The following is a 13,568-nucleotide window of genomic DNA, read 5'->3' as shown; positions in this document are numbered from 1 at the left end:
GATGGGTTTCAATCTTTCCGAATGGGCGTTGCGTAATCGCCAGATCGTACTGTTCCTGATGATCCTGCTGGCCGTTGTCGGCACGTTGTCCTACACCAAGCTGGGACAAAGTGAAGACCCGCCGTTCACTTTCAAAGCCATGGTGGTCAAGACCAACTGGCCGGGCGCTACCGCCCAGGAAGTCTCGCGCCAGGTCACCGAGCGCATCGAAAAGAAGCTGATGGAAACCGGCGAGTACGAGCGCATTGTCTCGTTCTCGCGCCCTGGTGAGTCCACGGTGACCTTCATCGCCCGCGACTCCATGCACTCGGCGCAGATTCCCGAGCTGTGGTACCAGGTGCGCAAGAAGATCAGCGACATCCGCCAGACCTTGCCGCCAGATATCCAGGGCCCGTTTTTCAATGATGAATTTGGCACCACCTTCGGCAATATCTACGCCCTGACCGGCGACGGTTTCGACTATGCCGTACTCAAGGATTACGCGGACCGCATCCAGATTCAGCTGCAACGGGTGGCGGATGTGGGCAAGGTCGAGTTGCTCGGCCTGCAGGACGAGAAGATCTGGATCGAGCTGTCCAATCTCAAACTCGCCACCCTGGGATTGCCCCTGGCCGCTGTGCAGCAGGCGTTGCAGGAGCAGAACGCGGTGTCCACCGCCGGCTTCTTTGAAACCCCGAGCGAGCGCGTGCAACTGCGCGTGTCGGGCAACTTCAAGACGGTGGAGCAGATCCGCGACTTTCCTATTCGAGTCGCCGACCGAACCTTTCGAATCGGCGACGTAGCCGACATCCACCGAGGCTTCAACGATCCACCGGCACCACGTATGCGTTACATGGGCGCTGATGCAATCGGCCTGGCCGTGGCGATGCGCGACGGCGGCGATATCCTGGTACTGGGCAAGGCGCTCGAAGGCGAATTCGCACGTTTGCAGAAGAACCTTCCGGCTGGCATGGAGCTGCGCAAGGTGTCGGACCAACCGGCAGCGGTGAAAACCAGTGTCGGAGAATTCGTGCAGGTGTTGGCCGAGGCGCTGGCGATCGTATTGCTGGTGAGCTTCTTTTCCCTCGGCGTACGCACCGGCATGGTGGTGGCCCTGGCGATTCCGTTGGTATTGGCGATGACCTTCGCCACCATGTATTACCTCGGCATTGGTCTGCACAAGATTTCCCTTGGCGCACTGGTACTGGCGCTAGGTTTGCTGGTGGATGACGCGATCATTGCCGTGGAAATGATGGCAATCAAAATGGAGCAGGGCTACGACCGGCTCAAGGCCGCAAGTTTCGCCTGGACCAGCACCGCTTTCCCGATGCTCACCGGCACGCTGATCACGGCGGCTGGCTTCCTGCCGATTGCGACTGCGCAGTCGAGCACCGGCGAATACACCCGTTCGATCTTCCAAGTGGTCACCATCGCGTTGCTGGCCTCCTGGGTCGCCGCCGTGGTGTTCGTGCCCTACCTGGGGGAAAAACTCCTGCCGGACTTGGCGAAGATTCATGCGGCCAAACACGGCGCTGATGGCCCGGATCCCTACGGAACGCCGTTTTACCAGCGTGTAAGACGTTTGGTGGAGTGGTGCGTCAGTCGACGCAAAACGGTGATTGTGCTGACGCTGCTGCTGTTTATCGGCTCGGTGGCGTTGTTCCGCTTTGTGCCGCAGCAGTTCTTCCCGGCTTCTGGCCGTCTGGAACTGATGGTCGACCTGAAACTGGCCGAAGGCGCCTCCCTGAGCAACACCGCCGATCAGGTCAAACGCCTGGAAGCCATGCTCAAGGACCATGCCGGCGTCGAGAACTACGTGGCCTACGTCGGCACCGGTTCGCCGCGTTTCTACCTGCCGCTGGACCAGCAACTGCCGGCCGCCAGCTTCGCGCAATTTGTGGTACTGGCCAACACCATCGAGGAGCGTGAAAGCCTGCGCACCTGGCTGATCGAAACCCTCAACGAACAATTCCCCGACCTGCGTTCGCGCGTCACGCGCCTGGAAAACGGACCGCCCGTGGGCTATCCGGTGCAGTTTCGCGTGACCGGCGAGCACATCGAAGAAGTCCGCGCCCTTGCACGTAAAGTCGCGGCCAAGGTTCGCGAAAATACACATGTGGTCAACGTGCACCTGGACTGGGAAGAGCCGAGCAAAATCGTCTACCTCAATATCGACCAGGATCGCGCACGCGCCCTTGGCGTGAGCACTGCCAACCTGTCGAAATTCCTGCAGAGTTCACTCACCGGCTCCAGCGTCAGCCAATACCGGGAGGACAACGAATTGATCGAGATCCTCCTGCGCGGCACCGTTCACGAGCGCACCGAACTGTCGCTGCTGCCTAGCCTGGCGGTGCCGACCGACAACGGTAAAAGCGTGGCCCTGTCCCAGATCGCCACCCTCGAATACGGATTCGAGGAAGGCATCATCTGGCACCGTAACCGCCTGCCGACAGTCACCGTGCGCGCCGACATCTACGGCAAGGACCAACCGGCGACCCTGGTTCAACAAATTCTGCCGACCCTCGCGGACGTACGCGCCGAGTTGCCGGACGGGTACCTGCTGGAGGTAGGCGGCACCGTCGAAGACTCTGCGCGCGGGCAGAACTCGGTGAAGGCCGGTGTACCGCTGTTTATTGTGGTGGTGCTGACCCTGCTGATGCTGCAACTGCGCAGCTTCTCACGCACGGCAATGGTGTTTCTCACGGCGCCGCTGGGCTTGATCGGCGTCACGCTGTTCCTGCTGGCGTTCCGCCAGCCCTTTGGTTTCGTGGCCATGCTCGGGACCATTGCCTTGTCGGGCATGATCATGCGCAACTCGGTGATCCTGGTGGACCAGATCGAACAAGACATCAAGGCCGGCCTGGCGCCGTGGCAGGCGATTATCGAAGCCACCGTCCGACGCTTCCGCCCGATTGTGCTGACGGCACTCGCGGCTGTACTGGCGATGATCCCGCTGTCGCGCAGTGTGTTCTTCGGGCCGATGGCGGTGGCGATCATGGGTGGGTTGATTGTGGCGACGGCGTTGACCCTATTGTTCTTGCCGGCCCTGTATGCTGCGTGGTTCCGAGTGAGGAAGGACGTCGCGTAATCATGTTGGCCACTGTTTCTGCCCTGATGTTGCTGTTGCTTGCCCCTGGTCCGACCAACACCCTGCTATTGCGCGCAGGGGTGTTGTTCGGGTTTCGGGCTTCGTGGAAGTTGGCCTTCATCGAGTGTCTGGCCTACTTGCTACAGGTAACACTGTGGGGCGCGGCCTTGCTCTACATCGCGGTGTATTCGCCGTGGGCGCTTAAACTGACTCAGTTGGCCGCCGGTTGTTACTTGCTTCTGGCGTCCTATCAGTTGTGGCGCCGCAAACAGGCTCCGGATGAGGCTGTCGGGGATCAGTTTTCAGGCATCTATTTTTTTTCGTTGACGGTAATGAACCCCAAAGGGTTGTTGATCGCATCTTTGATCGCCCCCGCCAATACGTTCAGCAACTGGACTGACTATATGGCGTTTATGACCCTCCTGGCCCTGGTGGTAGTGCCGATTGGAATGGCATGGATAGGCTTCGGTGCCGGGGTAGTCGGGCGCCACTCTCGCTGGTTGAGTTCACTTACGATCAATCGCGTCACTGCAATCGCCATTGGTTGTTTCGCTACTGTCCTGCTCGGCCGCGTGGCTGATTCGATCTTCCACTGATGCTATCAATCCGAAGGGGCGTCAGGCTTGCGCATTACGCTCAGGCCCCAGGCGATGGACGCGCTGGCTGGGTAGCGGCTCGTTCCAACGCATAGGCAGGAACTATTTCAACTAACGCACCACACAGAATCACCTGGCCGAAAAGTACTGGCGTTTGGAGTGCAGCGGTCTGGACTATTGTGTGAATTTAATTAGGAAGGAATGTAGATGATTCTGCCGATACTGACGTTACCGCTACAAATGATGGGGGCGATGATGGGCCTTGGTCGGTGTTGTGGAAAGAGCCAGCAGCAACCCGTGAATATCAACATCAATAACGAGAACAACAACGTCAATTCGAACTCGTCCAGCTCGAACGGCAATACCAGTGTTTCGTATGGCTCATCTCGGCCATTGCCGCACTACCGTTTCTAGGCTGTGCGTTAGAGCATGGGGTGTTAAAAAGTACGTGCAACAAAAAACGCCCGGACAAAGTCAGGGCGTTTTTTTAATCAGCTTTTATAGCGCCCCAAAGACTTTCTTCGCCAAGCTGGTCGCTGCTGCCGCCGGGTTCTTGCGAATCGTCTCTTCCTGCTGCGCAATCATCTTGAACAAACCATCCAGCGCCTGCTCGGTCACGTAGTTTTCAACGTTGGCGCTCTTGGCATCCACGGCACCGAAGGCTGCCGCCTTGCCGGCCAGCGCGTTGTACTGCTGGGCCACGCCGACCTTATCGGTGGCAGCCTTGACGATTGGCAGGAACTTGGCGCGGATCTGTTCGCGACTGCTCTTGTTCAGGTACTGGGTGGCCGAGTCCTGGCCGCCACTGAGGATGCCCTTGGCGTCGGTCACGCTCATGTTCTTCACGGCGTTGACCAGGATCGGCTGGGCCTGGGTCACGGCGGTTTCGGCCGCTTTGTTCATGCTGTCTTCCAGTTGCGTGACCTGGTCGCCCATGCCGAACATTTTCAGTTTGTCGGCGACTTTGCCGAGCTTGCCTGGCAGGCCGATTTTTACTTCGGGGTTGTTGCTGAAACCACCGGGCACACCCAGTTGTTTCACCGCGATCTGCGCGCCCTGGGTCAGGGCGTCCTTGAGACCGCCGCTGGCATCGCCCTGGGACAGGCTACTCAGGTCCAGGGCCATGGCATTGGCGCCGAACAGCAGGCCGGCGCACAGGGCAGTGAGGCGAAGGGAATTACGGAGCATGGGCGCTTCCTTATGATCTGGAGAATATCAGTGTGCGACCGCATCAACTCGCAGGCGCAGCGGCTGTGGATCCTGGCCGTTGAGCTGCACAGCGTGCCGTGCAGTGGTGATAAACAGTAGCTTGCCATCCTGTTCGATGCGAGCACTCACCGCATAACTGTGGCCCGGCTTGACCTGGGCCGGGTCGTAATTCAAGTGAAACGGCAGCGGCACCTGGCCTTTGATCGGACCTTTTTGTTCGGCAAGGATCACGGCCGGGGCGTCCATCAGGGATACGTCCTGCAGGCTGACGCTCAAGGTTGCTGTCGGCGGCAGGGCGATGCGTTGCAGGTAGAACACTTCGCCATCAAGGCTGGCCTTGGGAGCAGGGGTCATGGATTGGCAGGCTCCGAGCAGGGCGGTCAGGCCCAGGAGGATGATCTTTTTCATGGTGCGGCTCCTTGTCAGCGGCGCCAGCATCCCACTGGCGCCTTATTCAATCTAGCGGGTTTCTTCAGGCTCATCCGGTTGTTCGGCTGCGCCATCGACACGATGCAGGGCCACCTGGCGGATCGACAGGCGAATCTCGGCCGGCAACACACGTTTGGCCGCGCCTTCCGCCAGCTCACCGAGCAGATCGTGATAGCTCAATTTGCCGGCCTCGTCGCGGCGCAGCACATCTTGCTCCAGCAATGTCTGAATAAAATGTCGGAAAAGGCTCTTGTCGAAGAACTCCGGCGCATTGAGACCATGCAGGATCGACAGGCGCTGGGCCATGATCGTGCACAGGTCTTCCAGTTCTTCGGCGCTGATGCTGTTCTGGCCGCTGTTGAGCAGCAGCGAGATCGCCATGTAGAAGCGTTGCAGCGTCTGGGCGATGCTCTTGGACAGCAGCGTCAGCAGCACAAAGTGCCGCGAGCTTGGCGCCGGGCGCAGGTACACGTTGTTTTCGAAGCGCAGCAGGCCTTGTTCGACAAAGGCTTCCAGCCACTGGTCGACAACCGTGTCCAACTCTTCCAGCGACCAGCGGATAAACAGCTCCGATTGCAGGTACGGATACAGCGCGTGGGTGTAGCGCAAAATCTGTTCGCGGCTCATCCGCGAGCTGCTTTGGAAGAAGCTCGCCAGCAGCGCCGGCAGGGCAAAGATGTGCAGCACGTTGTTGCGGTAGTAGGTCATCAGGACGGCGTTTTGCTCGTCCAGATACACAATCTTGCCGAGGGCGTCACTCTGTTCCGACAGCAGGTCCATGTCCTTGACGTGCTTGATCAGCGCCAGGCCATCACCCTCGGGCAGGGTGGTGTGGGGCGAGTAAGGCACGCGGCGCAGCAGCGCCAGGTACAGGTCCAACTGGCGGGCCATGGCCTGTTCATCCAGGGCCAGGCGTGTGGTGGACAGCAGCGCCAGGGCCACCAGGTTCACCGGGTTCACCGCCGCCGCTTCGTTCAAGTGGCGGGCCACCCGTTCGCCGAGGCGGTTGGTGGTTTCGTTGAGCCATGCCGGCTTGTAGTTCGGCCCCAGCTCCTGGGTGCGCCAGTCGGGTTGTTCGCCGTCGAGAAATTCCGCCAGCTTGATCGGCTCGCCGAAGTTGACCGCGACCTGGCCAAACCGCTGCTTGAGCGCGCCGACCACTTTGAAAATATCGAAGATCGACTCTTTCTTCTTGCTCGCGCCGCGCAGTTCGCCCAGGTAGGTGCGGCCTTCGAGCACACGCTCATAGCCGATATACACCGGCACAAACACGATCGGCATGCGCGAAGAGCGCAGGAAGCTGCGCAGGGTAATCGCGAGCATCCCGGTCTTTGGCTGCAACATGCGCCCGGTGCGTGAGCGTCCGCCTTCGACGAAGTACTCCACCGGGAAACCCTTGGTGAACAGGGTATGCAGGTATTCGTTGAACACTGAGGTGTACAGCGGGTTGCCCTTGAAGGTGCGACGCATGAAAAACGCCCCGCCACGGCGCAGCAGACTGCCGATCACCGGCATGTTCAGGTTGATGCCCGCGGCGATATGCGGCGGGGTCAGGCCGTTCTTGAACAGCAGGTAGGACAGCAGCAGGTAGTCGATATGGCTGCGGTGGCAAGGCACGTAAATCACCTCGTAGCCTTGTGCAACCTTTTGCACACCTTCGACGTTATTGACCTTGATGCCGTCGTAGATCTTGTTCCAGAACCAACTCAGCACCACTTCCAGGAAGCGGATCGCGGTGTAGGTGTAATCCGATGCGATTTCGTTGCCGTAGCGCAGGGCCAGGGCCTTGGCTTTTTCCGGGCTGATTTTTTCCCGTTCGGCTTCATCCAGAATGGCCTGGCGCACCAACGGCATATTCACCAGGCCCTTGACCAGGTTGCGGCGGTGCGACAGGTCGGGGCCGATCACGGCGGTCTTCAGGTTACGAAAGTGCACACGCAGGATGCGCTGGGCCATGCGCACGGTGCGTTCGTGCCCTTTATTGTGCTCGATCAACTCACGCAGGTTGATGGGCGCGGAGAATTGCACACGGGTCTTGCGACCCAGGATCAGGATGCTCAACAACCGACGCAGGCGGCCGGTGACGGCCCAGCTGTCGGCAAACAGCAGTTTCCAAGGGCTCGACTCGCTCGCCGGGGTTTGCCCCCAGAACACGCTGACCGGAATGATTTGTGCATTCTCTTCGGCGTGCTCGCTCAGGGTGTTGACCAGGCGGGTCAGGGTCGGCGGTGCGCCGCGCTTGTCCTGGCGGCCGAGCCAGTCCGGCTCCGGCGTGAGGTAGAAGAACGCCGCCGGCTCCATCAACGGGCCTACGGAGACTGGCAGCACCGGGCGCGGCAGGCCGGCCTTGGTGCACTCGGCATCGACCACGGCCAATTCGGTGAGAGAGGGCGATTGCAGGACGTAAAACACCGGCCGGCTGCGGTCCAGGTTGAGGGTAAGGGACGACTGGTTGATCGTCTCCGAGCGAACCCAGAGGTACAACAGTCGGCGCAAGGTGCCAAACACCAGACGGCGGAACGGGGAGCGGGTCATAGGCGAGCTGCTTGAAGTGGAAAAAACCGAGCAGGCGCTCGGGCGGGTAGTGTGCCGTATTCGCCGAAAATCGGCAAAAAAGCAGCGATGTAAACTTGAGTTGATCGCTTTTGAGCCTGTCTTATACTCGGCAGTTCAACGCAAGCGACTCAACAATAAAAAACGTACGTGGGAGTAATACAGATGGCAACGCGCGAAACCGGCAATGTGAAGTGGTTCAACGATGCAAAGGGCTATGGCTTCATTCAGCGTGAAGATGGCAAGGATGTGTTTGTGCACTACCGCGCCATTCGCGGTGATGGCCACCGTTCCCTGGCCGAGGGCCAGCAGGTGGAATACGCCGTGGTGACCGGCGAGAAGGGGTTGCAGGCGGAGGATGTGGTTGGCCTGTAGGCCCATCGCAGATCAAATGTGGGAGGGGGCTTGCCCCCGATGGCGGTGTATCAGCAACAAATTAGCTGACTGACGCACTGCTATCGGGGGCAAGCCCCGTCCCACATTTTTGACGGCATTTGCAATTCAGGTTATGCAGTTTTCCAAGTGATCTGTTCTTCACCGTCTGCGCTGATGCGAATCCAGGTGTCGGCACTTTCCTCACCTTCTTCCTCGACCCACGTCCCCGGCGCGCAGCGCACCTCGACGTTCAGTGCAGCAAATGCCGCACGGGCGCAGGCGATGTCGTCGTCCCACGGCGTCTGGTCACTTTCCAAGAACAGGCTGTTCCATTTGCCTACCGCTTTGGGCAACCAGGTGACGGGCACATCGCCGGCCTTGCACTTGTAGGTCTGGCCCTTCTGGGCCCAGTCGGTGCACGGGCCCAACGCTGCGCCCAGCCACGCGGCAATGGCCTTGTAGTCGACGTCGGCGTCCTTCAGGTAAATCTCGATATCAGGTTGGCGCATGGATATTCCTCGTTGCGGGATTCGAAAATCCATTCGCGGATGCTTAAAAGTCGGTTATTGAAGCACGAAATAGTCGTAGCGCATCGACACGGTGACCAGCAGCGGCTCAGCGGCTTCGATCACCTCGGCACGGCGCTCGGCGCTGGCGCGCCAGCCGTGGGGTGTCATGGCCAGCAGGTTGGCGCGGTCCTGGGGCTCGGCCAGACTCAAGGTGAACTCCAGCGTCTCGCTGTGGGCCAGGCTCATGCCGTCCGGCACCAGGGCCAGATGTTTGTCGTCGGTGTATTCACGCACTTCGTCATACAGGCGCTCGCGCAGTTCCATCAGGTGGCCACGTGTAGGACCGACCTTCATCAAACCGCCGCCGGGGCTGAGCAGGCGCTTGGCTTCTTGCCAATCCAATGGACTGAAAACACTGGCGAGAAACTGGCAACTGCCTGACGCCAATGGAACGCGGGCCATGCTGGCGATCAACCAGGTCAGCGCCGGGTTGCGCTTGCACGCACGCTTGACCGCTTCTCTGGAAATATCCAGCGCATAGCCGTCGGCGTGGGGCAGGGCGTCGGCAATCTGCGCGGTGTAGTAACCCTCGCCACAGCCGATGTCGACCCAGCGCTGCGGCGCGCGTTCAGCGGCCAGCTCGGCCAGGCGCCTGGCCACCGGCGCGTAGTGCCCGGCGTTGAGGAAGTCGCGGCGCGCTTCGACCATCGCCAGGTTATCGCCCGGATCGCGGCTGTTCTTGTGCTGCACCGGCAACAGGTTCAGGTAACCCTGGCGAGCCCGGTCGAAACGGTGCCCGGCCGGGCACGCCACGCCGTTGTCTACCGCGTTGAGCGGGGCGCTGCAAATGGGGCAGGCAAGCATCAGGCGAGCAACTTGATCAGGGTCTGGTAGTAGATTTCGGTCAGTACATCGAGGTCGCTGGCGAGGATGCGCTCGTTGACCTGATGGATTGTCGCGTTGACCGGGCCCAGCTCGACCACTTGAGTACCGAGGGTGGCAATGAAACGGCCATCCGACGTCCCGCCGCTGGTGGACGCCTTTGTCTCGCGACCGGTAATCGCCTTGATGCTGGCGGACACCGCATCGAGCAAGGCGCCCGGTTCGGTGAGGAACGGCAGGCCCGACAGCGCCCACTCCACATGCCAGTCCAGGCCATGTTTGTCGAGGATCGCCGCCACGCGCTGCTGCAGGCCTTCGACGGTGGATTCGGTGGAGAAACGGAAGTTGAACACCGCCGTCAGGTCACCAGGAATCACGTTGGTGGCGCCGGTGCCGGAATTGAGGTTGGAAATCTGGAAGCTGGTCGGCGGGAAGAACGTGTTGCCGTCGTCCCAATGCTCGGCGGCCAATTCCGCCAGGGCCGGTGCGGCGAGGTGGATCGGGTTCTTCGCCAGGTGCGGGTAGGCCACATGACCTTGCACGCCGCGCACGGTCAGGGTCGCGCCGAGGGAACCGCGACGGCCGTTCTTGACCACATCACCGACCAGCGTCGTGCTCGACGGTTCGCCGACGATGCACCAGTCCAGGCGCTCTTTGCGCGCGGCCAGGCGCTCGATCACGGCCTTGGTGCCGTGGTGCGCCGGGCCTTCTTCGTCGCTGGTGATCAGGAAGGCCACCGAGCCCTTGTGGTCCGGGTAATCGGTGACGAAACGCTCCGCTGCCACCAGCATTGCGGCCAGGCTGCCTTTCATGTCCGCCGCGCCACGCCCGCAGAGCATGCCGTTTTCGTCGATCAGCGCGTCGAACGGATCGTTCTGCCAGGCTTGCACCGGGCCGGTCGGCACCACATCAGTGTGACCGGCGAAGCACAGCACCGGGCCATCGTGCTTGCCGTGGGTGGCCCAGAAGTTGTCCACGTCTTCAATGCGCATCGGCTCCAGCGCAAAACCGGCGTCGCCCAGACGCTGCATCATCAGCTTCTGGCAATCGGCGTCGATCGGCGTGACCGAGGGGCGACGGATCAGGTCGATGGCAAGTTGAAGGGTCGGCGAAAGGTCGGCATGGGCCGTCATGGGAAAACTCCGGAAGCGTGTATGGGCGCAGATTCAATGTGGGAGGGGGCTTGCCCCCGATGGCGGTGTATCAGCAACAAATTTAGCTGATTGACACGCTGCTATCGGGGGCAAGCCCCCTCCCACATAAGGCAATCGGTGCTTGCCTGATCCAACAAAACGGCCGTTATCTTATAGCAAAACGGCGACCAGAGGCCGCCGTTTAGTGCATTGCGCAAGTTTTTACGCCGCAGGCGCGGGCTCAGGCGCCGCTGCCGGTTTGGGCAGCGACGACAGAAACGCCATGATCAACGCGGCCACATACGGCAGCGACTGCACCAGCAGCATCACCACCCAGAAGCGCATGTCGTTGCTTGGCAGGCCCTGCACCAGGTAGATCCCCAGCGCCGCGCCCCACAACAGCAGCATGATGAACATTTCTTCGCGGGCTTCGGAAATCGCCACCCAGAAGCCGTGGTTATCCGCGTTTTTCGGTGTACGAAAGAACGGAATACTGGTGGTGAAGAAGCCATACAGCACCGCTTTGGCGATGGTGTGGGACAACGCCAGGCCTGCCAGGGCCGCGCAGAATGCGTCCTTGAGGTTCACGCCCACCGCACGGCGGTACAGGAAGATGATCTTGCCGACCTTGAACACGAACAACGCCAACGGCGGGATCGCGAAAATCAGCAGCGGCGGATCGACCCGCGTTGGCACGATGATCATCGCCGCCGACCACAACAGTGCGCCGACGGTGAAGAAGATGTTCATGCCGTCCGCCACCCACGGCAACCAGCCCGCGAGGAAGTGGTAGCGCTGGCCACGGGTCAGCTCGGTGTCCTTGCCGCGCAGCAGGCTGGCGGTGTGGCGCTTGATGATCTGGATCGCACCGTAGGCCCAGCGGAAACGCTGTTTCTTGAAGTCGATAAAGGTATCGGGCATCAGGCCCTTGCCGTAGCTGTCGTGGTAATACGCCGCCGACAAGCCTTTCTCGAACACCCGCAGGCCCAGTTCGGCGTCTTCGCAGATGCACCAGTCGGCCCAGCCGAGTTCTTCGAGCACCGAGCGACGGGTCATGGTCATGGTGCCGTGCTGGATGATCGCATCGCGGTCGTTACGGGTGACCATGCCGATATGGAAGAAGCCTTTGTATTCCGCGTAGCAGAGCTTCTTGAAGGTACTTTCGTTCTGGTCGCGGTAATCCTGGGGCGACTGCACCACGGCGATTTTCGGGTCGGCGAAGTGCGGCACCATGTGCTTGAGCCAGTTCGGCGACACGCAGTAGTCCGAGTCGATCACCGCGATCACTTCGGCATCCTTGGCGGTGTGCGGGATCAGGTAGTTCAGCGCGCCGCCCTTGAAGCCGGCCAGGGGCGCGACGTGGAAAAACTTGAAGCGCGGGCCGAGGGTTTCGCAGTAGTCGCGCACCGGTTCCCAAACCGCCGGGTCCTTGGTGTTGTTGTCGATGATCAGGACTTCGTAGTCCGGGTAATCGAGGGCGGCCAGGGCGTCGAGGGTCTGTTTGACCATCTCCGGCGGCTCGTTGTAGCACGGCACATGGATCGAGACTTTCGGGCGGTAGTCCGAATCCCCCTCGACCGGCAGGAATTCACGACGACGCTTGTGGGTCCAGACGGCTTCGGCCAGTTCATGGGCCTCGGTCAGCAACACGATAAACACGCCGAGGGCGCCGAGCGCCAGGAGGATACCCACGGTGACACTGAACCAAGTGCTGTATTGCTGGCTGTAGTCGTAGCCGATCCACACCAGTACCGAGCCGCACAGGAACGCGATAAAGGTCAGGAAGGTCCGGCCACGCTGGCGCAGGGCCGAGCCGTCGATCATCAGCAGGGTCAGGGACAGCAGTGCCAGCACCACCGAACCGATGGCCAGCACGCGCCATTGCGGGATCGCGACGACAGGCCCTTCAAAGTTGAATTTCTGCTGGCGTGCGGCGTTGAACACGCCCCAATAGGCGCCGGCAGATCCTTCGTCGCTGACTTTCCACGGCTGGTCGAACGCTTCGATCACAAAGTAGTTGTAGCCCTGGCGATTGAGCTTGTTCACCAGCGTGCGCAGGTAAATCGCCTGGTCTGCCGGGGATGTTTCGTTACCCCCGCGCATACGTCCGTTGCTCGGCCAGCCAATTTCCGACAGTAGCAGCGGCTTTTTAGGGAAGAGTTTTTTCAGGTCTTTGGCCCGGTCCAGTACGTACTGGCCAGCCTTGTCCATGGGGATGTATTCCCAGAACGGCAGGATGTGCGCGGCGATCAGATCGACGTGCTTGGCCAGTTTCGGGTTCTTTTCCCAGATGTGCCACTGCTCGGAGGTGGTCACCGGTACTTTCACCGCAGCGCGCACCCGGTCGAGCAGCACGATCAGCGCTTCAGGGGTGATTTCTTCGCGGAACAGCGCCTCGTTGCCGACCACCACGCGCACGACACTGCGCGAGCTGTTGGCGATCTCGATGGCACGCTGGATTTCGCGCTCGTTACGCTCCAGGTCCGGGCTGATCCAGATTCCCAGGGTGACGCGCAAGCCGAACTCTTCCGCCAGCTTGGGGATATCCCCCAAGGTGCCGTCGACCGAGTAGGTACGGATGTTGTCCGTCAGCTTGCTCATGATCTCCAGGTCACGACGCATCTGCTCGTCAGTGGGGTACTGGTCTTTTTGCGGGAACTGGCCTTGCTGGAACGGCGAGTAGGAAAAACCGGAGATTTGCTCAGGCCAGTTGGGAGCAGTGACCGGGCGGTTGACCAGCGCCCAGAAGCCGGTGAACAGCGCGGCAATTGCCAGCACGATCACCAGGTTGAGTCCAAATTTACGCGATGCCATG

The 13,568-nt window shown here is 60.7% G+C and carries 10 protein-coding genes; 3 read left to right on the top strand and 7 right to left on the bottom strand.

Going from position 1 to position 13,568, the window contains the following annotated elements; genetic code table 11:
* Position 1: 1 nt before the first annotated feature.
* Together EJD88_RS01185 and EJD88_RS01180 are read left to right on the top strand one after the other, a co-directional pair.
* Positions 2-3,067, top strand: coding sequence for an efflux RND transporter permease subunit (locus EJD88_RS01185; protein ID WP_099583377.1), 3,066 nt, complete (start codon positions 2-4; stop codon positions 3,065-3,067).
* A gap of 2 nt (positions 3,068-3,069) precedes the next feature.
* Positions 3,070-3,663 carry a LysE family translocator gene (locus tag EJD88_RS01180; RefSeq protein WP_158876318.1) on the top strand — a complete coding sequence of 198 codons (594 nt, stop codon included), beginning with the start codon at positions 3,070-3,072 and terminating at the stop codon, positions 3,661-3,663.
* A gap of 498 nt (positions 3,664-4,161) precedes the next feature.
* Here EJD88_RS01180 and EJD88_RS01175 read toward each other — a convergent pair whose 3' ends face one another.
* From EJD88_RS01175 to plsB, 3 genes are read right to left on the bottom strand one after another with little or no spacing between them, the layout of a single operon-like run.
* Entirely contained in the window at positions 4,162-4,851 is a 690-nt protein-coding gene (locus EJD88_RS01175; RefSeq protein WP_099583374.1) for a DUF4197 domain-containing protein, read from the bottom strand.
* Between the two features lie 27 nt (positions 4,852-4,878).
* Entirely contained in the window at positions 4,879-5,280 is a 402-nt protein-coding gene (locus tag EJD88_RS01170) for a YbaY family lipoprotein (RefSeq protein ID WP_158876316.1), read from the bottom strand.
* Positions 5,281-5,331: 51 nt separating this feature from the next.
* Positions 5,332-7,836: a glycerol-3-phosphate 1-O-acyltransferase PlsB gene (plsB, locus tag EJD88_RS01165; RefSeq protein WP_099583372.1), complete on the bottom strand. Its 2,505-nt coding sequence runs from the start codon at positions 7,834-7,836 to the stop codon at positions 5,332-5,334.
* A gap of 183 nt (positions 7,837-8,019) precedes the next feature.
* Between plsB and EJD88_RS01160 the strand changes: the two genes are divergently transcribed.
* The gene (locus EJD88_RS01160) at positions 8,020-8,229 is read left to right on the top strand and encodes a cold-shock protein (RefSeq protein WP_032891681.1); all 210 of its coding nucleotides are present in this window, start codon (positions 8,020-8,022) and stop codon (positions 8,227-8,229) included.
* Positions 8,230-8,360: 131 nt separating this feature from the next.
* Here EJD88_RS01160 and EJD88_RS01155 read toward each other — a convergent pair whose 3' ends face one another.
* The 4 genes from EJD88_RS01155 to EJD88_RS01140 all read right to left on the bottom strand — a co-directional run bounded on the left by EJD88_RS01155 (position 8,361) and on the right by EJD88_RS01140 (position 13,567).
* The gene (locus EJD88_RS01155; RefSeq protein WP_158876314.1) at positions 8,361-8,738 is read right to left on the bottom strand and encodes a hypothetical protein; all 378 of its coding nucleotides are present in this window, start codon (positions 8,736-8,738) and stop codon (positions 8,361-8,363) included.
* A 54-nt stretch (positions 8,739-8,792) separates the two neighbouring features.
* Positions 8,793-9,602 carry a putative RNA methyltransferase gene (locus EJD88_RS01150; protein WP_099583370.1) on the bottom strand — a complete coding sequence of 270 codons (810 nt, stop codon included), beginning with the start codon at positions 9,600-9,602 and terminating at the stop codon, positions 8,793-8,795.
* Entirely contained in the window at positions 9,602-10,753 is a 1,152-nt protein-coding gene (dapE, locus tag EJD88_RS01145; RefSeq protein ID WP_049709680.1) for a succinyl-diaminopimelate desuccinylase, read from the bottom strand. The genes EJD88_RS01150 and dapE overlap by 1 nt, the downstream gene beginning before the upstream one ends.
* 222 nt (positions 10,754-10,975) lie before the next feature.
* Positions 10,976-13,567, bottom strand: a complete 2,592-nt coding sequence (locus EJD88_RS01140) for a glycosyltransferase (protein WP_158876312.1) — start codon at positions 13,565-13,567, stop codon at positions 10,976-10,978.
* Between the last annotated feature and the right edge of the window lies 1 nt (position 13,568).

The sequence above is a fragment of the Pseudomonas sp. PB105 genome (genome assembly GCF_009764655.1).
Taxonomy (GTDB): domain Bacteria; phylum Pseudomonadota; class Gammaproteobacteria; order Pseudomonadales; family Pseudomonadaceae; genus Aquipseudomonas; species Aquipseudomonas cyclaminis.
The sequence above is the reverse complement of the archived record's forward strand: the minus strand, read 5'-3'. Positions and strand labels throughout refer to the sequence as shown.

Bases quoted from the DNA above. Each gene is read 5' to 3' on its own strand.
- EJD88_RS01185 (WP_099583377.1), top strand. From the start codon at position 2: ATGGGTTTCAATCTTTCCGAATGGGCGTTGCGTAATCGCCAGATCGTA.
- EJD88_RS01180 (WP_158876318.1), top strand. From the start codon at position 3,070: ATGTTGGCCACTGTTTCTGCCCTGATGTTGCTGTTGCTTGCCCCTGGT.
- EJD88_RS01175 (WP_099583374.1), bottom strand. From the start codon at position 4,851: ATGCTCCGTAATTCCCTTCGCCTCACTGCCCTGTGCGCCGGCCTGCTG.
- EJD88_RS01170 (WP_158876316.1), bottom strand. From the start codon at position 5,280: ATGAAAAAGATCATCCTCCTGGGCCTGACCGCCCTGCTCGGAGCCTGC.
- plsB (WP_099583372.1), bottom strand. From the start codon at position 7,836: ATGACCCGCTCCCCGTTCCGCCGTCTGGTGTTTGGCACCTTGCGCCGA.
- EJD88_RS01160 (WP_032891681.1), top strand. From the start codon at position 8,020: ATGGCAACGCGCGAAACCGGCAATGTGAAGTGGTTCAACGATGCAAAG.
- EJD88_RS01155 (WP_158876314.1), bottom strand. From the start codon at position 8,738: ATGCGCCAACCTGATATCGAGATTTACCTGAAGGACGCCGACGTCGAC.
- EJD88_RS01150 (WP_099583370.1), bottom strand. From the start codon at position 9,602: ATGCTTGCCTGCCCCATTTGCAGCGCCCCGCTCAACGCGGTAGACAAC.
- dapE (WP_049709680.1), bottom strand. From the start codon at position 10,753: ATGACGGCCCATGCCGACCTTTCGCCGACCCTTCAACTTGCCATCGAC.
- EJD88_RS01140 (WP_158876312.1), bottom strand. From the start codon at position 13,567: ATGGCATCGCGTAAATTTGGACTCAACCTGGTGATCGTGCTGGCAATT.